The organism is Microbulbifer sp. ABH2_005 (assembly GCF_056160005.1).
This window is the reverse complement of the sequence record NZ_JBSWWI010000001.1, coordinates 1,820,492-1,844,766: the sequence shown is the minus strand read 5'-3', so window position 1 is coordinate 1,844,766 and position 24,275 is coordinate 1,820,492. Positions and strand designations below refer to the sequence as shown.

Genomic DNA, 24,275 nt, shown 5'->3' with positions numbered 1-24,275 from the left:
CATTGAGTGCTTGGGAGTGTGAAAACGGTACAACCTGATAAAACCAACCACTGGAAAACCACCACTAAAGCTCCTCAAGCCTATCTACAGCAGCCCTTTAAGCAATCATGGAAGTGTTGTTTTAAAACGGGCATCTCAAAAACAGACAAATAACAAGACTCAAAATAAAACGGGCACCTCCCTATACCCAAACCTTCACAGCTTCCACTCAAGAAACTGCAACCCATAAATAGAAAAAACTTGACTCATCAAAAAATTCTTCTCAGAAAGTTATCAATCACTAACATTACCAACAGCTCAAAATACAAATCGGTGGACAGAAAGCCACCCTGTTATTAGGCGGTTTTATTTGATTATTTTTTTGCACCCAATCATCCCTAGGTTACAAATAGCGACAAAAAATCAATCGGTGAGAAAAAAACACACGAAAATTTTCAAATTTTATACAATATTGCTACAAAACGACCGTACTTGTTGCGCCACACGCTGAGGCGCAGTTATGATTAATATCAACAAGCATAAAAAATAAAAGAAATATTTTTGCTTTTAGAATCAGGAAGAAGCAAAAACAAGATGTTTAGCTGAAAAATTCAATAACAACAAAAACACCAACCCCGACAGTTTTTTATAGGGAGAGCAAGATGTCCCTCAGAGAAATGTATATCGACTCAAATTTCCTGCCTAAATTTGGCGGCTTCGACCAAAAAGAAAACTTCGAATTTCTCATAACTAAACTGGATACAACCTCCCTGAATAATAGAACTATTGTTATTGCAAACGGCAAAGGAATACGGGTCTTTGACCAAAAAAGCATCAACCAATCAACCCTGAATGGTTGGGTCTGTCGCTTTCCAGCGAGCACAAAACTCCCTAACGGCCTTAAAATTACTGAGCACACCTCTGGTCAATATTTTATTTCCCCTGAAAGGAATATGACTACTGAGCGCTTTATAGAACTCCTCAAGGAAATGTCTCTCAGCGCAATAACATTATTTAAGCATTCTGATAAAGCAGTTTAAATCCACACATAAGCGGACATCATTCTGCCTCCCTCAATGGGACAAAGATCTATTTAGCATCACATAGCATTTTTTAAAAAGCATGTACCCAATAAGGAGCATTTCACATTCAACTTAAGAGTGCTCGAAAATAGATTTCGATTGACAGAGCATCAAAACAAATATAACCGCATAATTATAAAAATTTTGGTGCGCCCAAACACCAATAAGAATTTACTGCTGGTATTAAAAGTTAACACTAAAAAAACATAAAAAACTGTATATCGCTCTATCTGCAAGAAAGGAGAATAGAAATGCCCAACCTTGTCCGCAGCCGCACTAATGCAACTAGCTGCAACGATATGTTAGGTGATCTAAGCACTGCCCTTGGCGTCACCCAAGCAAACATGCGCTGTATAGGTGTAATGATACAGGCAGGTAAAACACTAACTTCATTTAGTAATATTAAAAAGACTATAGGCGGCGGGCACGTTTCTCCATTTGTGGTGAATGCCACTGGACTGCAAAGTTGGGATGAGATCTGTGGTAACAGCTGGCAGGTCTGGGCACAAAACTCTGCCTCTGGTGAAACCCATGGCACTGTAAATGATGTTATGTTTTATCCTAGCTCGGCAAATGATGTCACTATTTACGTGCACCCTGCCTCTGATACTGAAGTTGCAACTGTTGTCAACAGAGCCCAACAGCTATTAAATTCCACCAGCCTCGTCTACAACCATAATCCAACTCTGACATCCAACTTCCCAACCTCTGGGGACTGCGTTACCAAGAGCGCATGGGTAATGGGAGCCTTTTCTTATTCAAAGCCCATGCAGGGCGCAGTCACTCCCTGGGGACAGGCCGTTATCTATGAAGCCTACACGTCTCCGGTCAACTTTATGAGTCATTGGGTTAAGATCAAAAACAAAGGTTGTAAGCTTGGAGTGATGAACTGATTTCTTCCTATGAGATAAATCCTCTATCAGGAAACCTACAGCTGTAGCCCGGCGGAGAATTTAATGAGCCTATTTTTCTTTTGCCGGGTTGCTATCGACCACATCGAGCGGGAATTATTCGATGCTATAGTTAGATCAGACGATATCACCGCCCTAGCAACCAATACTAGAGAAGTATCTGATGGTTTACCTATTTATGCAGGCTTCAGTAAAAGATTTCGATAAATGGCACAAAGTTCTTACAGATTTCATGCCAATATTGAACCAAATGGGCAGTACAAACACATCAGTGTATCAAGAGATGGGTAATCCCAGTAATTTAACTGTTATTCACGAATTCCCCTCCAAGGAAAAAGCTGAAGCATTCGTTAATAGCGTCGAGCTACATGAGTCTCGCAAAGAGGCTGACGTCATTGGGACTCCTAAGATTTGGTATACAGAAAAGCTATAAAAAGACTATTTTTATATAGCAAAAGGCCTTTATATAAAGGCACCATTTATTGGTCTTGATAACACCACCTGAGCCTTTTTCCAAACGAATAGGAACAGCTCGACCGACTACCGAAACCACCCTAAATATCTAATAACACCACCCAGGATAACCACTTACCATTAACTTCCTCAGATATCACCAATGAATCATTTCTTGAATCCGCAACTGCTACCTCATGCCCTGCGTACCAGGCAGCACTCTTTCCGCAAGGCTGCCATCCTCCAGTAGGCCGCGTGTGGTTTGCCATAGCCACTAGTATCTTATGTGCGTAGGAGTAGTTGCACAACGTTGCTGTATCATTAATATACCCATCGGCAGTAATCAGTACTCCAGCAACATAGACTGAAACTCCCTCATTTATATACTGTTCAAAATGCTTGGGGTTATTGATATCAGCACATATACCTAACCCGATCCTGTGATTTTTAATATCTAAGAACCTTATGTCATTCCCTACAGAAAAATAAGTTTCCTCTCCCTCGTGCAAATAGTTCTTCTCATAAGATAAGACGGTTCCATCAGGAATAAATATGACTGCACCAATCTTTGGTAAACAATCACCTTTCAATGGCGCTCCCACCATAATATATAGGCCATAATGAGCAGCAGCCTCTTTAAGAACCTCAAACCTCTCGTCATTTAATGAAAAAGCAAGCTCATTAGCTATTTCTGGTTCATAACCAGTTAAAGACAACTCCGGAAATACAATCAGAGAAACACCAATATCTCCAGCCACCTTTATAGCCTCAAGATGAATATCTATATTTTTCGGAAAATCACCCTTAATAGAATGAACTTGAGCCATAGCAATTTTCATTTCACACCCCGTCAAAGCCTTAGTTAAAATGTGAGCTAACCCTTACTTCTCATTGAATTAAAATTACTATAGATCTTTCCATCGCTCCTGATAAATCCAACGAAGCCCTTTTGCCAAGCCAATAGGAAAGGTTGAATAGTGATCAGCTCCACTTACCACCTCATCATTGAGGTACATACCCTGATATTTTCGCGAGCGCAAAAGCTCAACAAAATTCCTGTGGCCTTCCACCATATTATGATTCATTCCAGAGCTTTTTTTAGTTTCCAGGGCGCCAGTTGCAAGGTAGATATTTGCAATTAAGGACTTATGCCTTTTCGAGTACTCTTCTTCAATATCGAAAATTATCTCATTTTTATACCAAAGCGATGGGCTTGTCAGGATATAACTGGAAAAAAGATCAGGCTTGTTTAACAATACCCAGGCTCCAAAAGAGCCGCCTAAAGATTGACCAGCCAAGATTCTTCTTTTGGGGTTAGCACGATAATTTGCCTCAACAAACGGAATTACCTCACTCTCGATAAATCTCAGGTACTCCGGAGCACCGCCGGTTTTATAGCGCTTCCAGCTATCATCAGGCACAGGGGTAAGATCCCGCACTCGACTAAACTGCCCTTTCTCCCCTTTTGCAAAAGAGATACCGATCACAATCGCCTTATTCATGCTTTTCAAGTGTGTTACACCTGAGGCAACTTTGAATGTATAGGGACCATCATTTAGATATAAAGATGGGTAGCTTTTTCTATTCTGAGCTTTATCGTAATAGCCAGCAGGAGTCTTAATATATATTTCATATTCTCGCCCTAAGATTTTTGAATGAATTGTAAAAACCTCAGAGTTCTCTAACTCAAAAGGCCCAGACCTTTGAACAACAAGCTCTTCTGCCAATATTGAAGCAGAATACAGAGAAAACACCAATACAAAAAAAATCAATCTATACATAATCCACCCTTGTATAACGTACTTTGACCCGAAAAAACTTTGATTCAATTGATTTGTAAATAGATACTTCTGCGAAGGCATAAGTTACCCCAAAATCTTTAGAAGAAACTATCAATGTTTTTACTATTTCTTTAAGGCTAAAATTTATATAATGACCGTTGCGATCATTATCCATAATAACCTACTAACTATCTCTATGACTAAAAACCCGACCATTGCAACGGCTCAAATAAAACGCACAAAAATTTTCATTCTTTATGTTTCTTGTAAACCTTTATAGCTTCATCTACCGTCTCAATGAATTCATAATAACGCTCTAAACTTTCTCCTGACAAACGACTGGCAGCAGGGAGGTCCAACCTAAGTGGATCAACTGCCTTACCATTCTTATGAATTTCATAATGCAAATGCCGGCCTTTAACCCTACCCGTAGCCCCTAAATAACCAATCACCTGTCCTTGCTCCACTTTCACACCAGTCTTGATACCCTTGGCATAGCCTTTCAGATGCGCATAAATAGTTTGCACTCCCGATTTGTGGCCAATACGAATGTAATTGCCAAAGCTACCAAAGTAAGAGGCTCTTTCTATAGTGCCATCTCCAGCAGCAAGTATCGGCGTACCTGATGGAGCGCCAAAGTCCAGGCCATTATGCATTCTTGTATAACCCAATACTGGATGTTTACGCCTACCATAATATGATGACAGGCGCGCATTCTTTAGTGGAGTCTTTATAAGAAAACTTCTGGAGTTTTTCCCTCTGGAATCCAAGTAATCAACCATTCCAGTCTCATTATCTTCATAGCGATACAGGGAAACTGGATCATTTTTTAAAGCAACTTTCGCAAAATGTATTTCATGGAAAACTTCATCACCTTCCACATCATCTCGCAAAGTACTATAAAACACAGAGAAACGATCACCTGAATGAATCTCACGTTGAAAATCTATCTCGTAACTTAAAATTTCATTGAGCTTTGCCAGAGCACCATTATTCAGGCCAAGCCGTAGACCAGACGTATATAAACTTCCTACAATCTCACCTTCAACATAATACTTTTTTAGAGTAGTTGGATTTTTATTCTTAACAACAATAAATTTTTGACCAGACCTCTTGACTTCAAACTTCTCGGCAAATGCCCGTTTCACACCAATACTTTGAAATCTTAATTGCTCATCAAAAGTCAATTGAAATGCCTTTCCAGCTGGTATTGCATTGACATTAAAGTGCTCGGAAAAAATTTTTACAACCGCATAAGCATCCTTATTGCTAATCGAGTTTTCGATTAGCAAGGACAGTAAACCTTGATTTTTAGCAAGAGATACCGACTTTATTCGCTCACCGTTCTCAACGGCAAGGACACCGTAATCCATATTGGGTTGTCCAATTTGAGCATTACCTTCCATTAAATTTGATTGATCTGCTTTTACTGAATAAAGTATCGATAGAACCTCGTCATTGAGCTGAAAGATACCTCCTTCCTGCTCTAAGGACTTCGCCTGCAATAGCGTTGGGCAGAGCATTATTAACAATAGAACAAAAGCAAACTGAAGAATTAAATTGCCATAAAAAGCTAACAACTCCCTTGGAAAAATATGATCAATTAGATACCTTGCCATTGATCAACCGAACCACAGTGTAAGCAAGTGTTCTGGATCAACTCTTTCACCCCGCTCAATTAACTCAAAGTGCAAATGAGGGCCAGTCACATTTCCTGTGACACCGACTGTTCCAATCTTCTGTCCAGCTTTTACTGTTTGACCAACGCTCACTTCCCGCGAGTCTAAATGTGAGTAAAGTGTCTGAGCATTATCCCCATGATCAACAATAACAATCTTTCCGTAATTTCTATGTTTATAGTGATCAGTTGAAACAACAACGATTCCATCAGCAGCAGATACTATTGCTGTACCCAGGGGGGCGGCAAAATCTGTACCTAGGTGAGGTTTCTTTCTAAACTTCTCCAAACCTCCAAATTGACTACTGATACGTGCACCTTCAATAGGCGCCATCCAGATCTCTTTTTTAGAGCTAGCGATTGAGAAACTAGATTTTATAAGAATACCAATAAGAATTAGCAATATAGTAAAACTCACAAGTGCCCCCCTAAAGATTCCAGAAGCAAAGCTGTTAGGCTTAGAATCTTCTTGAGCAGTTTCCCTGATATTCACCAATCTTTTCTTAAAAAAAGTTAATTGGTTTGCCTCTTCAAATACTGAAAAGGCAGCAACACCCTTACAGCTGGCTTGCCCAGAGCACTGTTGTAATGTCCGCAGCATTGCCTGGGCATAAACTCTTCCATTCCCAACCTCTGAGGATTTCAATACTTGTCGATCGCAGCTAAGTTCAATAGCCCATAACAATTGCCCTTTAGCCCACCTAACAAAAGGAATGAACCATAAGAAACACACCAAAACATGAGCCACCATGATTAACAATGGATCTCGCCGTCTTATATGAGTTAATTCATGCTCTACAATCAATTGTCGTTCCTTGGCATCCATCGACAACAAATAACTAGGTAGAACAAGATTCAAGTTAAGTGAGCCGAAAACGAATGGAGAGCACTTAGCTTTTGTAATAATCAGTTTTACATTCTTTTTAGATAAGTAATCAAGCTGCTGATAAGTTAGTAGGTCACCTACAACTTGCGATTCAAATTCAACCTCATTAACTATACCTAGTACGCTAACCAATCGGTTATGCCTTCGAAATATCAGTATCAGGCTCAACAATACCCCACTAACATAAAACACCCCCCAGCCACCAGCTAGAATTTCTAGGTAATTAAAGGTTAGGGTTTTGTCCACCAGCTGAGCGCCACCACTTATTGTTTGACCAAAAGCTGCATCCGGTGGAGTAAGATCATATTTAAATTCAGGCACTAAGCCTATTGAGGAAAGATCTAATAATTGCGCAAGAAAAAATGGCAAGCTAATCACACATAAAACACACAACCAAAAGCTACGCCAACCAGAAACACCCCAAGATTTAAGACTAGACTGTGCGGTTATAGTTCTTACACCAATATAAATGAAGCATGCCCAAATTACAGAAAATATGGATGTAACAAAAAGGTTCGGCGCAAAGAATGACAACGAGGATAATAATTCCTGCATATAATCTCACTGCCTCCCCGACTCAATCTACATCAGGCCAGGTGTTCAACATTTCTTGTAGCTCTTCCAGGTCCTGCTCACTCATTAATTTGCTGTTTGCAAACATAGCTATAGGGAGTGGACCATCCAGCTCAAGAACCCGTGAGGCGAAGTCTGTGGCATATTGCGCAAGTGTTTCGACTTTATCTAGGGCTGCCTTATAGACTTGAATACCATGTACTTCAGACTGAATTACAAAGGACTTGTCTCGCATTCTATCCAATGTTTTCCTAGTGGATGAATAGGACCAGCAGAGTTCGGATTTCACCTTTTCATGCAGTTCTCTTGCACTTAGCGGACTCTGCTTCCAGAGCGCCTTTAGCAAGGTAAGCTCTGAGGGGGAAGGTTTAGATTCTTTCATTTACTTTGTTCTCGTGACGTTATAGGCACCCTCACTACACTAGGGGCAAGTGTGCGACACCTGTCGCGCAAGGTCAAGCACAAAATTGCAAAACATGTCCAAGCGACTAACTGTAACTATGCTAAAAAGAATTGGGGGTAAAGTGGGTCAACTATATGTCGAGCATCCTGAAAAAAAGAGATGTGAGACGGCCTGGTTAATTTTCAACCATCTATCTTTCCTCCAGTTCGATGATGTTCTGAGTTCTGTTTCATTTTTTTACCATTATTAAAAAAGAGTTGAACGCTACAACTTACTTAAGCTGTTGTACATCAACATACTCAGCACGAATGAGCACTGAACACATCCAATTCAATATTGGAATTTAATGCTATCGCAGGTGACGATCCACTTCCCAGAGCGCTTGGAAAAACACTTCAGCCTATTAGGCCTGGCACGAAACTTTGAACATCCTCACTACAACCCCAGGGATATTGTAGCGGTCAACTATTTCCGGACATTAAATTAAGTTTTTCTTCCACTTTCGTAGGCCATATTCCATCATTGTGTTGGCAGGGGTGCTCCCAGTTGTAGTAACTCATCAGGTAATTAGCGATGTCTCTTCTTACTTCTGAAATGGATCTGTAACCAAGAGAATGTATCCATTCACTTTTCAGACTTCGAAAAATTTTTCCGCTGGTGAATTATCCCAACAACCTCCACACTAACGCATACTTTGGGTCATTCGATAACTCCAAAGCTGTTGTCGGAGCTGATGACTGGCATACTGGCTGCCTTGATGCGAGTGGAACATAACTCAATCGGACTTTCCTCGCTGCTTCCAAGCAATTCCCACTGCTTTGTTACCCCTAGTTTTCCTGAGAAGCCCCACCCAAGGACACGGTGAGCATGTAAATGTATAGATAACACCAGCTTGAACCAGCCCAAATATAGGTTTTATCATTGCACCAAACTTGGCTTGGCTACATTAAACTAGCAGTCAAGCTTCTTTGATATATCTAAGCGTTCTACGATTCCTCTTTTTTTCTTATGAGGACCTACACACCAAGCTCTCCGTACACATATGCCTTCGAAATTTATGGCGCCTCATTGATATCCCCTATTCACGTTAGTGCAGCTACGATTGTGCGATTTTCAACAGAGCTACGGCTGTATTCGGCAAGCTCAATGACTGTGATTGGATTTGCAGTCAGGGTACATCAACGGAGTTCTTCCTTTCCTATATTCTTAGTGGCACGATCGAGGTATTTTAAATACTTTGCAGATCAGTTCCACGGACTCCTGCCCACTTAATCGGCCTATCAACGCGTAACAATTCATCTCGCCGAACATCAATAGAACGGTAGCCTTTTTAGTATCTCTTTTTTTCTGGGTGATTGATATTGGGTTCAAACTCCTTAATATTGGTTGCTCAGTTGTAAGCGCTTTATTTGTATATGTCCATCCACCACGCTCCGAATCCAATTGCTTGATCCAGCGACAAGGCCACTTCAGGGATTGAGTAGCCTTGACCTACTACTATTCGGGCAGCATCTAGTATAAATCCGGGAGAGAAGCATCGACGCTGCCTACTCATTGAATACCTCTATATTCGGTGGCAAAACTGATGTTCTGGTTTAGTAGACCACTACACTCATCATTATTGGGCCTTGGGTCTCCCCTCCTTATTTTCGCTGGGAGAAATAATAAACATTCGTTTTCCACTGATCATTCCTCACCCCTGACTTAAATCAACTCACCATCGTTGTTCTTTTTGAAATGTATAAAGCCTCTAGTATCAGTACTAAATAGAAGTTAGATAAAACCTTTAGAGCAAGATCTAATATTAGCAATCAAACATCTGCACGTTTATTAAGTTTCACTTGCAATATTCTTAAGGTATTTATATTCATCTAGTTTCTCCCTAATAAATGGACCTTTCGGCCTAGCCAAATGTGCCACTTTCATTAGATCGTACGCAATATTTATATCAATTTTTTTAGCCTTAAGCGCCAAATCCCTAACTGCATCAATGAAATCATCTCGAGTTACTGGCTGAGGGTTAACATGCTGCGCAGCTATTTCCTCTGCCTTGCTCATAGACCTCTTTAATATTTTCAACCTCAAAGGACTCTTAATCTCACTTATCATGTTTTCATGATATAGAGGGCTACTCCTCATATATCGCCTCAATCGAAACAACGTATTTTCATTAAGGTCCTCTTTGTATAAGAAATCCTCAATTAAACGCTTCCAATACTTACTATACTTAACTAAAAATTCCATCCCTGAACCATGTCCCATCCCCATCACCCTTACATGCCTAACAAAATTACTTTTAAATCGTCTTGCATGCTTCACATCAATAGCCTTTACAGGATCATAGAATATAAAAATTTTACAATCATCCGGAATGGAAACATCACTATATTTAGTAGACCAATCCAACTGGCCCGCTACTTTGGTTGAATGCCTAGTATCCCAAGGAACTTGATCCTTATTTTTAGTGCTTACAGGATGCACTAATAACATTTTGTTCAACTGGAGTAGATTTGCATAGGCACCAATACCAAACCCTCCGCGACTAAGCCCGTAGCCCAAGCGAGCAGGAAATAATTTCAAGAGAGGAGAAAGCTCCTCGAGAAAACATACAAAATCGGCGCTTTTAAAGTAATTATTTGTCCCTGAATATCCAAAAGAAATAATATTAAGGCTGTAATTTTTTAGAAAATCAAAACCCCAAACACCCGATGCTACATCTATATTACTTATATCGACACCGAAACCGAGTGGTGGAAAAGTAAATATTATAGGTTTATTATAAGAAACTATCTGATACTTAAGGTACATATCAGAGAATATTTCCACCCCACTTTGACCGCTCTCTTTATTCATTAGCAGAGTTAACAACTTCATTCTATACAACACCAAAAAAACAATATAACTTTTAACACAACCCTGGAAATATCAGACAATCACCAGTTAAATGCACTATATTATAAACTGAAAAATCAACATGTGTTTCCTAGATTCTTACAATAACCGACACACTTGGTAATAGCGAAGGGGGCCAGCTAGCTAAAGGTTGGCAAGCTTCCACGCGAACAAACCAGGAATCTCATGGGAACCCGACCACCCAACTGACCCTGAAAGATCAATACCTGATAGAAGCAATCACTGGACAGAACTATTCAGTCCGCGCCATCGCACAATGCCTCCATCGACCCAATAGACAATCTCTCACAAGTTACAGCGTATGAGCCCTCACAGTACCGAGAGCGCCCACCGTCAAGCACTGCAATAGCGGCAAGCTGCTCAACAATTGACCACTAAATCAGCCGACTTGACTGGAGGTTACGCCAGCCAAGGAAAGCCAAGCCTTGTCATAAACAGGTAAGCACCGCGGCAAACGTAAAGTTTACTCTATAGCGCATAGATATTGATCAAAGACTTGCGATTGTCGATGAAAACACTGAAATAGGTCACCGGGGAGACAATACTGTTTATGGTCAATATGGCTATCTGGTAACACACTGTCATCTGTAAAACTATCACCTTCGATAATGGCGGAGAATTTACGAGTCATCAATCGATTGCACAGAAGCTAGGATACAGAGTGTATTTAGCAAAACCTTATCACTCCGGGGAGCGTAGGCTGAATGAAAACACTAATAGTCTTTTGAGGCGGTTTTTCCCGAAAGGAATGGAAATTGGTAAGGTACCAAAAAGTCGTATTAGTGATGCAGCGTTTCGAATCAATACTCGCCCCAGGAAGGTAATAAATTTACTTGCGCCCACTGGAATTTTTGGTGGGCAAACGTGTGTCACTTATGTTGGCAATCTAGGATTCTATTAATATACATTAAAATCTTAGCCTTCGAAATCTGGATTTTCCTTAATCTTCAGTCAAGTACTGGGGAAAATCTTAATTCCTTACCTGTTTTCTCACGCTCAGTAAACCCAAAGTCCTCCAAGATCCCATAGAGCGCCGGCAGCACCAAAAGAATCAACACGGTTGAGCTACTGATGCCGAAGACAATACTGGTTACCAGTGGTACCAACACCTGAGCTTGCAGACTTGTTTCAAACAGTAGAGGCAAAAGTCCTGCGACAGTTGTGAGCGAAGTCAAGATAATTGCGCGGAAGCGATCGCGGCTGGCTTGGCTAGCGGCACTATGAACATCCATACCTTCGCGTACGCGCCGCTTCACAAACTCCACCAGCAAGATGGAGTCATTTACTACAATACCTGCTAGGGAGACAAAACCCATCATGCTGGGCATGGACATATTCTGCCCCATAATCAGGTGCCCCCAGATAACGCCAATCAGCGCTAGCGGAATGGCAACCAACACGATTAAGGGCTCTACATAGCTGCGGAATTGCAATGACAATAACAGGTAGATGCCAATAGCACCGATTAACAGAGCGCGGCCGATGGATTCACCGGTGACCTTACTGTTCTTTATTTCCCCCTCCATATCCACGCGCAGCTCAGGGAATTCTTCCATTAACTCAACCAGAAACTTTTCCTGAGTATCTCCAAGTACCTGTCCTGCGTTGGCTTTCTCGGTGAAAACATCGGCGAACACACTGACTACACGCTCACCATCTATCCGCTGAATCCGGGCATAGTCGCGGTTCATTTCAACATCGGCAATGGCAATCAAGGGGACACGCTGCTTGGTCACTGGGTGGATAATTACCAGTTCATCGAAGCGGCTCAGGGCTCCGCGGGAATCCGCATCCATGCGCACTTGGATCTCGTAGGTTTCTCCCCGGTATTGGATCTCATCAATTTCCATTCCTTGATAAGCGGCGCGTAACTGGTTGGCGACATTGCTGGCATCCAGGCCGGAAGCGTAGGCACCTTCACGCATTTTAATGGTTAACTGTGGTTTTCCAGGGCGTAGATCATCCACCACATTCACTACACCATCGTATCCTCGCAGCCAATTTTGCAGGCGGATAGAAACCGCTTTCAGCTGGTCCAGCTCTAGCCCGGCAAGGCGCAAGTGGATTGCACGGCCTGCGGGACCGAGGACGGGCTCTTTGTAAAGAATGGCGATCGCTCCGGGTATTTCACCGGCAGCCTCTCGCCAAGCGTGACGCAATGTATCCATACTGGTATTGCGCCCTTCGGCTGCCAGTAAATCAACATTGATCGTTGCCACATGGGGGCCAGTTTCAAAGGCGTCACCATTAACCCCAAAAGTAACACTGGTGTGATTGACGAGAGGGGCACTTTCCTTTTCAGAAAGCTCTGCAGCAATCCGCTCAAGTGCATCCAGCTGTTTATCAACCAGTTTTTCCATATCCTGCAGGGAGGTACCCTGGGGCATTAGAATACGAGCTTGTAACAGATCGCCCTCTAAAGTGGGGAATCCCTGAAATTTCACGATCCCCGCTGGCAACAAACTTACGGTCAAGAAGAACAGACCGAGCACACCACCAACAAAGGCGTAGCGATATTTAACAGCCCAGTCTGCCGCGCGCCCTACACTTTCACGCCAGCTTTCAAAGCGTTTAGCAAAAGCCTGCTTCCAGGCGGGCGTACGGCTTTTATTCTCAAGCGCATGGCGCAGGTGTGCCGGCAGAATCAAGAAGGCTTCTATCAAGCTGACGATCAACACTGAAATAAGGACAATTGGCAGAACTTTAAGCACCTGCCCCATATCACCCTTAATAAAAATCAGCCCACCAAACACCATCACAGTGGTCGCGAAGGAAGACAGGACTCCGCGGGCAACGCGCTTGGTACCATTTACTACCGCCTCTAACGGAGAACCGCCCTCACGGTGTTCACTAGCAATACTTTCCGAAAGTACTATGGCATCGTCCATCAAAATGCCGATAGCAATAAGTAAACCCACCAAACTAATCATATTGATGGATACACCCATGGCGGTGATCAAGGCAAAGGAGCCAAGAAAGGAGACAGGAAGCCCCATCACCACCCAAAATACATAGCGGCCACCAAAGAATAGGTACAGCGCCAGAGCTACCAGGATCAGGCCCTGCCAGGCATTAGAGATGATCATTTGCAGTCGATCAGCAACAATGGAAGCACTATCCTGGGTAAGGGTCAGTTTTATACCCTCGGGTAACTTTTCATTTTCACGATCGACAAAAGCACGCACAGCTTCCAGCACGCGCAGACTGTCATCCACACTATTCTTTTCAACATTGAGAAGCGCTGCGCGATGGCCATCGAAAGTAATCTTATCTTCCGCCAACTCGAAGCCATCATAAATTTTTGCGATATCGCCAAGGCGTACTTCGGCACCGTCCTCGCCTTTAATAACGACGAGATTTTCCAGTTCTTCTACGGTGCGGCGCTCTTCGGTAAAACGCAGCTGGTATTCCCGGTCTGGAGTGGACACCTTACCGGCAGGCATATCAATGGCCTGTTGATCGATAATATTGGCCAGTTCCATCACGCTGAGCCCATACTGGCGCAGGTTGTAATCGGAAATTTCGATCTGCAGCTGATGATCAGAGAAACCCGAAATGCGCACTATAGGGATAGCAGGATCACGCAATAATTCGCGACGGTAGTGCTCTGCCAATTGGTTCAGTTGCGGCAACGGCAAATCAGCACTGATAGCAATACTAACAACACCCTGAGTCCGCCCCATCTCTTTGACGATTGGGCGCTCGCTCTCTGCGGGCAGAGAATCAATGCTATCTACCGCAGATTCCACATCGGCAACAAACTGGTTCATATCTCCAGTTTCCTGCATCTTCAAGGACATTAGCCCGAGATTATCATTAGCCTCACACAAGCGCTCATCAATAAAACTGATGCCATCAGTGGCCTCTTCCAGGGGAAGACAGATGCTGTCTTCCACCTCTGCAGCTGCGGCACCGGCGTAAGGAACGGATACCTGCACTTCGAATTTATCGATCTCCGGCATGGTTTCACGCTTCATACTGGGCAGGACAAACAGTCCACTCAGCATCAGTGCGACCATTAATAGATTGGCCGCAGTGGGGTGGGCGGCAAAAAAACGAATCACTGCTGCGTCCCTCCAGTATTCACGAATACGGCCTGTTGACTTCCAGACACTGATACCGCCATGCCGTCAATAGCCGGGATCACATCGGTAACAATAACCTGCTCACCAGGACTCAAACCTTCACGAATAACCGTGGTATCACCCTGGTGGTAATCAACCTGCACCGAACGCAGGCGCAATTGGCCATCTTCCACGAGATATACCCTTCCCTCGTGCAGGGCGCGGCGGGGAATGGCCAGCGCCGAAGCGGCGGGCGCGAATAACTCCACGCGGGCATACATACCGCGAAATAGCGGCGGTTTATTGCCGGCAAGGGCTTTGCCATACGGATCATCTACAGCAACAACAACGGAAAGCATGCGGCTGGTGCTATCCAGGGTGCCGCCCAAGCGCACCACCCGGCCCTGCCACTCATTGTTTCCAGGACCTCCGACCAGGGTGATTCGAGCCTCCAAACCCACCAGCATTTTGGGCAGATCCTCTGGGGCCGGTACACGATCATTGCTTGGCCTGAGATTACGCAACAGTGGTGCCACATGGACCATGGGGAGTTCCGCTGCAATTTCCACCTGGTCCAGGCCACTAGCATCGAACAAGCGCGCATTGCCAGCCACGTATTGATTCTCCTCTACATAGACGTCACCAATGCGCGCATCGAAAGGTAAAATTACCTGGGTGCGTTCCAGGTTGTATTTACTATCGCGCACTTGAGCCTCAGCGCGCGCGATCTGGGCCTCAATTACCTTGCGGCGTGTCGGAAACAAGGAGAGTTGGCTAGTTTGGTTTTGCACTTCCTGGCGCAGGCGCAACACATTTTGCTCTTCAACATCCACACTAGAGCGAGATACCGTGCCCTTAGCCACCAGTTTTTGTTTTCGCTCCAGCTCTTTCTCACCCAGCTTCAGTGTGCGTTCGGCAATTTCAAGGGAGCGCTGGCTATTGGCCTCCTCCACTTTGAGTTCCTGCAGATTTGCCCGATTGGCTGCCAAATCGCTCTCAGCCTTGGCCAAGGCCAACTGGTAGCTGGTGTCATCAATTTTCAGAACCAAGGTACCGGCAGGAATCATATTGCCGCGTTCCAGTTCCGGCGCTGTGTAGACAACTCGGCCACTCACTTCGGCATTGGCCTCAAGAAAAGTGCTGGGTTTCACTTCGCCATAGGCAACGGCTCGCGCACGTAACGGTTGCTCTTGAACCAGCACCGCATGTACCGGGGTAATCAATGTATCCTGCACATCGTGTATGGGTGGATTCTTGCTCATGACCAATGCCATGGAAATAAAAACCCCCACGGCTACCAGAGTAGGAAGCGCCAGGCGGCGATTCATCAGTTTCTTTAGCTGGACCTTATTCATCACCACCAATCTCCAAATGTTCAACTATTACTCGGCTGCAGAGTTATTGGCCACTCCATGGAGCAGCAGCTTTACTGTGTGATCAATCCACTTTTCGCTGTTTTCCTCATCCAACATAAAAGCGAAAATTTCTTTAAAGGGGTCCCCAGCAATAAACGGAAAAGCGATCAGACTGATAAATGAAATAGGCATCAGGTTGATATCTAGATCTAGGCGTAGATGGCCGGCACACTGAAGTGCGTGCAAAAGTTCTCGCAACTTTGGGCCCAGTGCAGAAGCCAGTCTATCGGTAAATAATTCGCGCATTCGGCCGGGTTTGGAGGCCACCTCCCCCACAATCAAACGGGGTATCCAGGGTTCGCGTATATAAAGGCGAATAATATGGGCCATCGCTTCCTTCAATGTCTCTAAAGTGGGCTCTTTTACTTCCAAGCTCATATTGAGGAATGCCGGGCCGAACTGCATAAACTGGCCGCGGATAACCTCGATAATCAGCCCCTCTTTACCGTCAAAGTGATAGCTGATCATGGCGGAATTTACTCCAGCACCCTGAGCAATTTCTCGAATAGAGATATCACGAAACGGCTTCTCTCGAAGCAGCCTATGGGCGGATTGCATCAGGGCCTCACGCACCTCTTTCTCGCGCTCCGGGTCCCTTGGACGCCCGCGGCCACGGGTAGGTGTGGTTTTCGTCAACTTCATATCCCACTTAATTAATCACGTGATTAATTAAATGGTAGTGCTTAAAGGAAAACAAGCTAGAAAAGGGACTTAAAAGTCAAAACTGATTGGTACACCCCGGTGTACAACCTATAAACGCCCAGTTAACAACTAACCAGTCAAAACCTGGAGCCTCTCTTAATGTCGGCTGAAGACTGGGGATACCCTGCTCAACATCATATGGGTGGCGGGAGAGCTTTCATGGCTGACTGTTGCGATAAGGGAAAATCACCGTGCAGTGGCAAATCTGAACTTCAAACGAGAAACAAAAAAAGGCCCGCTAGGGGCCTTTATCGAAAGAAGAGACTCAACAGAAATCACCTGATAAATGCCTGTTGAGCTTCCCGCTCACTACAGGGATTTAAATCTGGCCGTAAAGTGTCGTAACACTGGCGGCTCGTATTGAAAAGCGAGACCTTTCAATTCGTGTGCTCGGTTCTGCAATTCTATGATCGCATCGGCAATATAATCCATATGATCATTGGTATAGACACGCCGTGGAATCGTCAGGCGCATTAACTCCAGATCCGCCTTCTTCTGCTCACCGGATTCAGGATCACGCCCCAGCAATAAGGAACCAATCTCCACCGCACGGATACCCGCCTCCAAGTACAGTGCATTAGTTAAAACTTGTGCAGGGAACTGCTCCGGTGGGATATGGGGTAGAATCTTAGCCGCATCCACAAATACCGCATGGCCACCTGTCGGATACTGGATAGGCACCCCACCCTCGCGCAAGCGCTCACCCAAGTAGGCCACCTGGCTGATGCGGTAATGCAGGAAATTCTCATCGGCTGCCTCATAAAGACCTCGCGCCAATGCCTCCATATCTCGCCCCGCCATGCCCCCATAAGTGACGAAGCCCTCCATAGGCACACAACGGGTTCGTACCGCCTGGAAAAGCTCCTCGTGATCACGGATACAACAGAGGCCACCAATGTTCACCATGGGATCTTTCTTGGCAGACATGGTCAGCATATCGCCGTATTGATACATCTCGCGAATAATCTCCAGGATCGACTTATCCTGATATCCCTCTTCGCGCTGCTTGATAAAGTAGGCATTCTCACAATAGCGCGCAGAGTCTATCACCACTGGGATATCGTATTTCGTGGCTATCTCATACACAGCGCGCATATTCGCCATGGAAACCGGCTGACCTCCAGAGCTGTTGCAAGTTATCGTGGTGATAATTGCACAAATATTATTCGCCCCGTGCTCCTCAATGGTCTCGACCAGCCTCTCTAAATCGAAATTACCTTTCCAGTCATAAGCCGTTAAGGTATCAAAGGCTCGCTTGTCCAACACATTAACCGCCTTGCCGCCATTCAACTCAATATGGCCCGCGGTGGTATCGAAGTGATAGTTGGAGATAAAGACCGGCGTGGTACCGCCACGCACCTGGCGCATGCGCTCAATCAGGGCGGGAAACAGGATCTGCTCTGCACCACGACCCTGGTGGGCGGGAACGGTTAATTTGTATCCAAAAAAGTGCTCGACCGCTTGGCACAAATTGTAATAGTTGCGGCTACCTGCGTAAGACTCATCCCCCAACATCAAACCGGCCCACTGGTTATCGCTCATCGCCCCAGTGCCTGAATCCGTCAACAGATCGATATAGACATCATCGCTACGCAGCAAGAAAGGGTTCAAACCAGCTTCCGCCAGAGCCTTTTCTCTATCGGCCAGAGTGGTCATTTTGATCGGCTCAACCATCTTGATGCGGAATGGCTCAGGAATACGCTTCATCATTATTTTCCTTATCAATCCTGACAGCGGGAACTGAAATTTTGAGTTCAGTCACACTGCATGCTGTTTTTAACGCGGATATAGTACAGATGAAGGGGCGAATAGGCGAATTGAAGAAGTGACAAGTACACCAGTTACCCTGCCTCTCAGGGGCAAGGAATGTAACAAGATTGCTTTTAGCATGGCTTACCAGTAAGGCCTGCCGAAAGGCAATTTATATAGATGATTTTTAATGTCATCTATGCCAAATACGCGAAAGACAGCTAGTGAAACAACAGTAGGAAATGAAAAAACTTAGCTGCTTGCCGTGCCAATGCAATAACTTGCTTGCTGTAAAAATAAACCTACGAACATTAATATCCATATACACTTCAACCCCCAAAAAATAACGAACCGTTTTCCTAAAACCTATTCAACCATTATTAAACCCAAAAAGAACAGAAGCTTAAGATATCTGGAATTATGGTACCAAATCTGACACACACCTTTAAAGCAAATAATATTTACTTGATTAAAATCGTGCTGTAAGCTCCCCGTAAATTATCGGAAGATTTTAACCAAGGAGGGATAAACTCAATTCAGAGATATCACTTTAAGTGAATCACTACTTGAGGAAACTGGAATTTTTTACGACTTACTTCACACATCAAAATTTAAGCCTCAATCTCTTGAGACATCTTTTTTCGTGTGACACTAGACACACTAATTAGGCAGGCCAGTAGTATTCTATTTAGACCGCCTTTATCACTTAGTAAAAACTCGATTATTAAGCAGTAGATTTATATGTTCCCTAAATACGCCTTAGCAACAGCAGCCATTTCCGCAGCCTTTCTTGCCTTTGAAGCGCAAGCAAAAACTTTCAAATACGAAATCCAAGACATCAATTCATCTAATGCCAGCTTACAATACCCGGGCCTCGACTTAAATGGAGCCAACTCTGCAACCTTAACGGTTGATCAAGCAAATTCTTCATCCCCAGCTGTAATAACTTCACTAGATGTGAATTTTCCTTATGCATCCAAGCTATCTGTAAGGAACTTTAACTCTTTTGGCGGCTTCCATCAGGCCACTGTTGGTAACACTTGGGTATACCGCCAACTCAATATCGAAATACATGGGCTAGACATTCAAAATTCAAATGATCAAATGATCAATATTGACGGCTTTGTATCTGAAGCTGACAGCTTTATCGGTGCAGAGCAACCAGGAAACCAAGGGCAGCCATTATTTCATGTGGGAGGCCGCCTGGTTGATGTAACCCCAGGCAAAGTAACCGATATCAAAACGCTTACCATCGATGGAAGCAGACTCAGACTATCACTAAACAGCAAAATAACTTCAAACTCTAACAGCGGGCATGATAATGCAGTTGTTATTGATTCATTATGGTTTGGAAACGGGGAAGCAAAATTGTATATCCCGATCTCCATGTCCAGTAATGAAGCCAAATTTGCAGAGCCATACAAACTAAATATATCAACCCATTCTGGCCCCGAAGGGGATGAACACTCCATTCATGTCTTAGCAAGAGATGAGCATGGCAATGAATTACCCACTGCAGAATTTCCGCTGCAACACCTGCTCGAAGAAGCTTATCGCAATCACCAATAAATTTAGTAAAACCCTACGGCTCTAAAAAGTGGGGAAAAGTGGCTTTGCTGGATTTATCTTACAGTATTTCTGCAAAGTCACTTCCACATTTACACCCCTTACCCAAAATGGAGGAACAAAAAATAAACAGATCTATGGTACCTCTCAATACCCATTATCCTTGCCTGAAGAGGTAAAATCACAACAAAGCTCACCGGTACCTTCATCTGCAGCAATGAATTGCCACGAATGAAAAATTTATTTAAGCGCTATTCAATTTCCGAGCCATCCGGCAATGTAGCCCAGTATTAATGGCCTTTGATAAAACTTTGAGTAGCTAAACCAGCGCATTCACCTCAACCTTAATCCCCACCGGATCAAAAAACACCAGCTGCCTGAGGTTACGGCCAGGGACATCCATCTGCTCGCAGGCAATGCCCATTGAATCCAATCGTTCTTTTATTGGCTGAAGATCATCCGTATGGAAAGCTACATGATCTAAGTAGGGCTTAGCAGGTTGCTTTTCAGAAACCTCGCCTTCCATCAGGTGAACAATTGGTTTGCCGTTGCCGTAGAGCCAAAAACCATTGTTCTTAAAGTTCGGTCGCTCGCCTTCGGTGAGACCAAGGATTTTTATATAGAAATCCCGCACGCGCAGTAGTTGATCTTGAGGTGCGGTGATATTGAAGTGATCCAGTTGCATAACGCTTCCCTGTGTTATTGGCTTTATAAGCTATAGGCGAAGAACACCCTGCTTCTTGGGTCGTATAAAAAAATATGAAACCGATGACGAGCCTACTGCAATGCATTCACAGCTTGCCCTAAGAGTGGAGGCTCTTTGCTTCTTCCCCATAATATCTGGTTCAGTGTTGTGAGCTAAGCCCGGCAAAATATTCTGCCGGGCCCGTGATAGGACTACACGACGCCGCTGCGGCGCAGCTGGTTAATTTGCTCCTCATCTTTTCCCAGTAACTCGCGCAGGACTTCTTCAGTGTGCTCCCCCAAAACCGGAGGGGCCTGCTGGTAGTCGAGGGCGGATTCGGAAAAGAGTACCGGGTTGCGTACGGTTTTTACTTTGCCGGCTTGCGGGTGATCCTGCTCTACCACCATGCCTCGCGCTTGCACCTGCGGATCGGCAAAAACCTCTTCGAGGGTATTGATCGGTCCACAGGGGACATGGGCTTCGCTGAGTTTTTCCAGCCACCAGGCAGAGTTCTGCTGACGGGTGGCGTTTTCAATTTGAGGAATCAGCTCTTCGCGGGCCATTACCCGTGAGGAATTGCTGACATAAGCAGGATTGTCTGCAAGCTGTTCTATACCCGCGATCTTACAGAAACGCTTGAACTGGTCATCGTTACCCACGGCCAATATAAAATAGCCGTCTTGTGAGGGCACAGCCTGGTAAGGCACGATATTGGGGTGGCCTGTGCCCTGGCGTTCGGGGCTTTTACCAGAGGTGAGATAGTTCTGGGCCTGATTGGCAAGCCAGGACACCTGGGTATCCAGCAGTGCCAGATCGATATGCTGCCCCACTCCCGTCTGCTGGCGATGCACTACGGCGGCAAGTACTGAGGAAACCGCATACATGCCCGTCATCAGATCGGCAACGGCCACCCCCACTTTTTGTGGGCCGGCACCTGGCTGCCCCTCAGGCACACCAGTGATGCTCATCAACCCACCCATACCCTGAATCATGGCATCGTAGCCGGCACGGTTTTTATAGGGGCCGGTTTGACCGAAGCCAGTAATAGAGCAATAAATCACTCCGGGATTGATGGCCTTGATGGAATCATAATCCAGGCCGTATTTTTTCAGACCACCTACCTTGTAGTTTTCCAGAAGAATATCGCAACGGGCAGCCATCTGTTTGATCAGGTCCTGGCCGGCTTCAGTGGTGATATCGATGGTGACCGATTTCTTGCCGCGGTTGGCACTCAGGTAATAGGCGGCATCGGCGGTGTCATTACCCTCGGCGTCTTTGAGGTAGGGAGGGCCCCAGTGGCGGGTATCATCGCCCCGCTCAGGGCGCTCCACCTTGATCACTTCGGCGCCAAAATCGGCGAAAACCTGTCCGGCCCAGGGGCCTGCGAGAATACGACTGAGATCGAGTACCTTGAGATGCGCGAGCGGTCCTGCCATAACTTCCTCGTTTCGCTAATACGGGGTGCATCCCCGATAAATTTTTGCGGCAGACTAACAGATATTGCCTGGAGACGCCCAGCTTGGAAGACCAGCGAATTGGCCTTAAACTGCGGTAGCAATAAAAATAAGGAGGCATAGCATGGCCGCTATAGAAGCCCAAAAATTTGAATCATTCCGTGACTTTTATCCTTTCTATCTGCAAGAACACAGCAACCTCACCTGTCGACGACTGCACTTTATTGGTACCAGCCTGGTGTTTGCCACTGTGATCGCCGCGATCAGCACAGGCAATATGTTATGGTTTGCCGCTACGCCTCTCGCTGGTTATGGTTTTGCCTGGATCGGGCATTTCTTTTTTGAGAACAATCGTCCGGCCACTTTTAAGTACCCCTTTTATAGCTTTATCGGGGACTTTGTGATGTTTAAGGATATGCTACTGGGCCGTATCGAGCGCTGAGTCAGTCTATTTTTTATGCGCCGACAAGCCGTATTTTCGCAGCTTGTTGGCCACTGCAGTATGGGAAATACCCAGCGCCTTGGCCAGCTCCCTGGTGGAGGATCTTCCCACCAGCAATTCACTGAGCAATGATCGCTCCAGCTGCTCCATCATTTCCTTGTAGCTCAGCCCCCTGCCCCATTCTCGCCAGGGTAAACTCGTCCGCACGGTTAAATCCGGAAGATCCTCAATCGCGATAGTGCAGACTCCTCGGCGTTTGCAACCGCCCGCAGCAGCGGTCAGGTAGTCTCGCAAACCGTTAAAGTTATGCGGCCAGTCGTGCCTTCGAATCAGGTCGAGCACCCCCGCTTCCAAAGTGGGAACCTCCTTACCGTGAAACTCCTGTCGCAAGAGTGTTTCAGCAAAACGTGGCAGCGCCGGGCGCATATTGCGCAGGGGCGGTAACATCAAGGAGAGCGCACTAAAGCGCTGGGCTAGGGCCGGCACCAATGATTGGGGCTCGATGCAGGTGGCTACCAAGCGAATTGAAGGGGGCAGACTGCGCAAGCGGCGGGCGAGAGTCAGCTGGGCTTCATCGTCCAACTGGTGCAGATCTTCAAGAATCAGGGTTCCGGTTGAACGCAAATGCCTGGGGACTTCCATTCTGCCGTCTTGAGGCACAAAGCGGTGGCAGTCCGCACGAGCGGCTGCGGGAGATAAATAATGTACCGCACAGGCAAAGGTCGTTTTGCCCGTTCCCGCCTCGCCATAAACAAGCAATGGAGAATCCAACTCAGAAAGATCCTGCAGTTGCAGGCAACTTTCGCGGCGCAAATCAAAATCCCATAGAGCCACCGGGCGCGGGAGACCCGCAGCAAACCCACTTTTCTCTGATGGCTGCATTCGCAGCACGGCACCGGCCAAAGAGTCCACATCGCCGGTGTTATCCAGGGCGATGGGTGACCAGTCCACACGAAAATTTTGCCCTCGCACCACAACTGGAAGCCCAAAACGCGGCACCGCAAAATCTCTCAGTAACTCGGCCACTTGCATCAGGGGCAGGAAACGCTGTAACTGCAATCCCGGTACCCGGTCCAGACTGACCCCAAAGGCGCGCGCGGCGGCGACATTGGCGGCAATAACCCGGCCCGCGCGGTCCACACTGAGCACCGGGTCGGTAACATGCTGCAACAGGGTGTCCAATTCAAAATATCTCCGCTCCAAAGGTAACAGGGAGATACGCCTGACCCTTTGGACACCGGGAACACGATAGAGTGACTTCTGAATAGCCTGGTACTGGGCGGTGAGCATACCCGGCGCCAACAGGTAGACTTTGTCCCCGCTGTCACCCCCCAGCTCCCCGGAGGTAACGTTAATCCGATATTCGCCGAATATCTGCATAATTTCATGCAGAATACCGACACGATTAGCGCAGGTTATCTCGACTCTCACCGGCACACCTGTAAAGTTTTCTTTACAAAAAGTGTAAGAGGTTTGTAGCGAAGGACGCAATACTTCCCTGTTAAGACTCCCCTAATGGCGGGCCTCTGGCTAAAAATA

Annotated in this window: 19 protein-coding genes; 6 read left to right on the top strand and 13 right to left on the bottom strand. The window is 45.5% G+C overall.

The annotated features are described in order from the left end of the window. Window positions 1-641: 641 nt before the first annotated feature. From ACXAFI_RS08055 to ACXAFI_RS08045, 3 genes are all read left to right on the top strand, one after another. A complete protein-coding gene (locus tag ACXAFI_RS08055) occupies window positions 642-1,019 on the top strand; it encodes a Tse2 family ADP-ribosyltransferase toxin (RefSeq protein WP_475108380.1) in 378 nt (125 codons plus the stop codon). Window positions 1,020-1,312: 293 nt separating this feature from the next. Continuing rightward, window positions 1,313-1,954 carry a hypothetical protein gene (locus ACXAFI_RS08050; protein WP_475108379.1) on the top strand — a complete coding sequence of 214 codons (642 nt, stop codon included), beginning with the start codon at window positions 1,313-1,315 and terminating at the stop codon, window positions 1,952-1,954. Window positions 1,955-2,135: 181 nt separating this feature from the next. Then, window positions 2,136-2,405, top strand: a complete 270-nt coding sequence (locus ACXAFI_RS08045) for a DUF1330 domain-containing protein (protein WP_475108378.1) — start codon at window positions 2,136-2,138, stop codon at window positions 2,403-2,405. Between the two features lie 121 nt (window positions 2,406-2,526). Here the strand turns inward: ACXAFI_RS08045 and ACXAFI_RS08040 are convergent, their stop codons facing one another. From ACXAFI_RS08040 to ACXAFI_RS08015, 6 genes are all read right to left on the bottom strand, one after another. Continuing rightward, window positions 2,527-3,264 (bottom strand): carbon-nitrogen hydrolase family protein, encoded by a 738-nt coding sequence (locus tag ACXAFI_RS08040; protein ID WP_475108377.1) that lies wholly within the window; start codon window positions 3,262-3,264, stop codon window positions 2,527-2,529. 66 nt (window positions 3,265-3,330) lie between these two features. After that, a complete protein-coding gene (locus ACXAFI_RS08035) occupies window positions 3,331-4,206 on the bottom strand; it encodes an alpha/beta hydrolase (RefSeq protein ID WP_475108376.1) in 876 nt (291 codons plus the stop codon). A gap of 248 nt (window positions 4,207-4,454) precedes the next feature. Further along, window positions 4,455-5,825, bottom strand: a complete 1,371-nt coding sequence (locus tag ACXAFI_RS08030) for a peptidoglycan DD-metalloendopeptidase family protein (protein WP_475108375.1) — start codon at window positions 5,823-5,825, stop codon at window positions 4,455-4,457. Window positions 5,826-5,828: 3 nt separating this feature from the next. Then, window positions 5,829-7,325 carry a peptidoglycan DD-metalloendopeptidase family protein gene (locus ACXAFI_RS08025; protein WP_475108374.1) on the bottom strand — a complete coding sequence of 499 codons (1,497 nt, stop codon included), beginning with the start codon at window positions 7,323-7,325 and terminating at the stop codon, window positions 5,829-5,831. 22 nt (window positions 7,326-7,347) lie between these two features. Continuing rightward, window positions 7,348-7,725 carry a BlaI/MecI/CopY family transcriptional regulator gene (locus ACXAFI_RS08020; RefSeq protein WP_475108373.1) on the bottom strand — a complete coding sequence of 126 codons (378 nt, stop codon included), beginning with the start codon at window positions 7,723-7,725 and terminating at the stop codon, window positions 7,348-7,350. A gap of 1,851 nt (window positions 7,726-9,576) precedes the next feature. Continuing rightward, window positions 9,577-10,620 (bottom strand): hypothetical protein, encoded by a 1,044-nt coding sequence (locus ACXAFI_RS08015; RefSeq protein ID WP_475108372.1) that lies wholly within the window; start codon window positions 10,618-10,620, stop codon window positions 9,577-9,579. Window positions 10,621-11,242: 622 nt separating this feature from the next. On the opposite strand from ACXAFI_RS08015, the gene ACXAFI_RS08010 reads away from it, so the two are divergent. Further along, window positions 11,243-11,560, top strand: coding sequence for an IS30 family transposase (locus ACXAFI_RS08010; protein WP_475109805.1), 318 nt, complete (start codon window positions 11,243-11,245; stop codon window positions 11,558-11,560). Between the two features lie 46 nt (window positions 11,561-11,606). Here the strand turns inward: ACXAFI_RS08010 and ACXAFI_RS08005 are convergent, their stop codons facing one another. From ACXAFI_RS08005 to ACXAFI_RS07990, 4 genes are all read right to left on the bottom strand, one after another. Then, complete coding sequence (locus tag ACXAFI_RS08005; RefSeq protein WP_475108371.1) at window positions 11,607-14,723, bottom strand: efflux RND transporter permease subunit; 3,117 nt, start codon at window positions 14,721-14,723, stop codon at window positions 11,607-11,609. After that, on the bottom strand, window positions 14,720-16,078 hold the full coding sequence (locus tag ACXAFI_RS08000) for an efflux RND transporter periplasmic adaptor subunit (protein ID WP_475108370.1): 1,359 nt from the start codon (window positions 16,076-16,078) through the stop codon (window positions 14,720-14,722). The genes ACXAFI_RS08005 and ACXAFI_RS08000 overlap by 4 nt, the downstream gene beginning before the upstream one ends. Before the next feature lie 27 nt (window positions 16,079-16,105). Continuing rightward, complete coding sequence (locus tag ACXAFI_RS07995; RefSeq protein ID WP_475108369.1) at window positions 16,106-16,780, bottom strand: TetR/AcrR family transcriptional regulator; 675 nt, start codon at window positions 16,778-16,780, stop codon at window positions 16,106-16,108. Window positions 16,781-17,149: 369 nt separating this feature from the next. Then, window positions 17,150-18,547 carry a tryptophanase gene (locus tag ACXAFI_RS07990; protein WP_475108368.1) on the bottom strand — a complete coding sequence of 466 codons (1,398 nt, stop codon included), beginning with the start codon at window positions 18,545-18,547 and terminating at the stop codon, window positions 17,150-17,152. A 783-nt stretch (window positions 18,548-19,330) separates the two neighbouring features. On the opposite strand from ACXAFI_RS07990, the gene ACXAFI_RS07985 reads away from it, so the two are divergent. Beyond that, a complete protein-coding gene (locus ACXAFI_RS07985) occupies window positions 19,331-20,158 on the top strand; it encodes a hypothetical protein (RefSeq protein WP_475108367.1) in 828 nt (275 codons plus the stop codon). A gap of 316 nt (window positions 20,159-20,474) precedes the next feature. Here ACXAFI_RS07985 and ACXAFI_RS07980 read toward each other — a convergent pair whose 3' ends face one another. Next, a complete protein-coding gene (locus ACXAFI_RS07980) occupies window positions 20,475-20,840 on the bottom strand; it encodes a VOC family protein (RefSeq protein ID WP_475108366.1) in 366 nt (121 codons plus the stop codon). A 212-nt stretch (window positions 20,841-21,052) separates the two neighbouring features. Next, the gene (locus ACXAFI_RS07975) at window positions 21,053-22,276 is read right to left on the bottom strand and encodes a CaiB/BaiF CoA transferase family protein (RefSeq protein ID WP_475108365.1); all 1,224 of its coding nucleotides are present in this window, start codon (window positions 22,274-22,276) and stop codon (window positions 21,053-21,055) included. 142 nt (window positions 22,277-22,418) lie between these two features. On the opposite strand from ACXAFI_RS07975, the gene ACXAFI_RS07970 reads away from it, so the two are divergent. Then, window positions 22,419-22,736 (top strand): Mpo1-like protein, encoded by a 318-nt coding sequence (locus tag ACXAFI_RS07970; RefSeq protein WP_226648707.1) that lies wholly within the window; start codon window positions 22,419-22,421, stop codon window positions 22,734-22,736. Window positions 22,737-22,742: 6 nt separating this feature from the next. On the opposite strand, the gene ACXAFI_RS07965 is transcribed toward ACXAFI_RS07970, so the two are convergent. Next, complete coding sequence (locus tag ACXAFI_RS07965; RefSeq protein ID WP_475108364.1) at window positions 22,743-24,167, bottom strand: TyrR/PhhR family helix-turn-helix DNA-binding protein; 1,425 nt, start codon at window positions 24,165-24,167, stop codon at window positions 22,743-22,745. Between the last annotated feature and the right edge of the window lie 108 nt (window positions 24,168-24,275).

What these genes read in the sequence shown, in the direction of transcription:
- ACXAFI_RS08055 (WP_475108380.1), top strand. Translation starts at nt 642, where the DNA reads ATGTCCCTCAGAGAAATGTATATCGACTCAAATTTCCTGCCTAAATTT.
- ACXAFI_RS08050 (WP_475108379.1), top strand. Translation starts at nt 1,313, where the DNA reads ATGCCCAACCTTGTCCGCAGCCGCACTAATGCAACTAGCTGCAACGAT.
- ACXAFI_RS08045 (WP_475108378.1), top strand. Translation starts at nt 2,136, where the DNA reads ATGGTTTACCTATTTATGCAGGCTTCAGTAAAAGATTTCGATAAATGG.
- ACXAFI_RS08040 (WP_475108377.1), bottom strand. Translation starts at nt 3,264, where the DNA reads ATGAAAATTGCTATGGCTCAAGTTCATTCTATTAAGGGTGATTTTCCG.
- ACXAFI_RS08035 (WP_475108376.1), bottom strand. Translation starts at nt 4,206, where the DNA reads ATGTATAGATTGATTTTTTTTGTATTGGTGTTTTCTCTGTATTCTGCT.
- ACXAFI_RS08030 (WP_475108375.1), bottom strand. Translation starts at nt 5,825, where the DNA reads ATGGCAAGGTATCTAATTGATCATATTTTTCCAAGGGAGTTGTTAGCT.
- ACXAFI_RS08025 (WP_475108374.1), bottom strand. Translation starts at nt 7,325, where the DNA reads ATGCAGGAATTATTATCCTCGTTGTCATTCTTTGCGCCGAACCTTTTT.
- ACXAFI_RS08020 (WP_475108373.1), bottom strand. Translation starts at nt 7,725, where the DNA reads ATGAAAGAATCTAAACCTTCCCCCTCAGAGCTTACCTTGCTAAAGGCG.
- ACXAFI_RS08015 (WP_475108372.1), bottom strand. Translation starts at nt 10,620, where the DNA reads ATGAAGTTGTTAACTCTGCTAATGAATAAAGAGAGCGGTCAAAGTGGG.
- ACXAFI_RS08000 (WP_475108370.1), bottom strand. Translation starts at nt 16,078, where the DNA reads ATGAATAAGGTCCAGCTAAAGAAACTGATGAATCGCCGCCTGGCGCTT.
- ACXAFI_RS07995 (WP_475108369.1), bottom strand. Translation starts at nt 16,780, where the DNA reads ATGAAGTTGACGAAAACCACACCTACCCGTGGCCGCGGGCGTCCAAGG.
- ACXAFI_RS07990 (WP_475108368.1), bottom strand. Translation starts at nt 18,547, where the DNA reads ATGAAGCGTATTCCTGAGCCATTCCGCATCAAGATGGTTGAGCCGATC.
- ACXAFI_RS07985 (WP_475108367.1), top strand. Translation starts at nt 19,331, where the DNA reads ATGTTCCCTAAATACGCCTTAGCAACAGCAGCCATTTCCGCAGCCTTT.
- ACXAFI_RS07980 (WP_475108366.1), bottom strand. Translation starts at nt 20,840, where the DNA reads ATGCAACTGGATCACTTCAATATCACCGCACCTCAAGATCAACTACTG.
- ACXAFI_RS07975 (WP_475108365.1), bottom strand. Translation starts at nt 22,276, where the DNA reads ATGGCAGGACCGCTCGCGCATCTCAAGGTACTCGATCTCAGTCGTATT.
- ACXAFI_RS07970 (WP_226648707.1), top strand. Translation starts at nt 22,419, where the DNA reads ATGGCCGCTATAGAAGCCCAAAAATTTGAATCATTCCGTGACTTTTAT.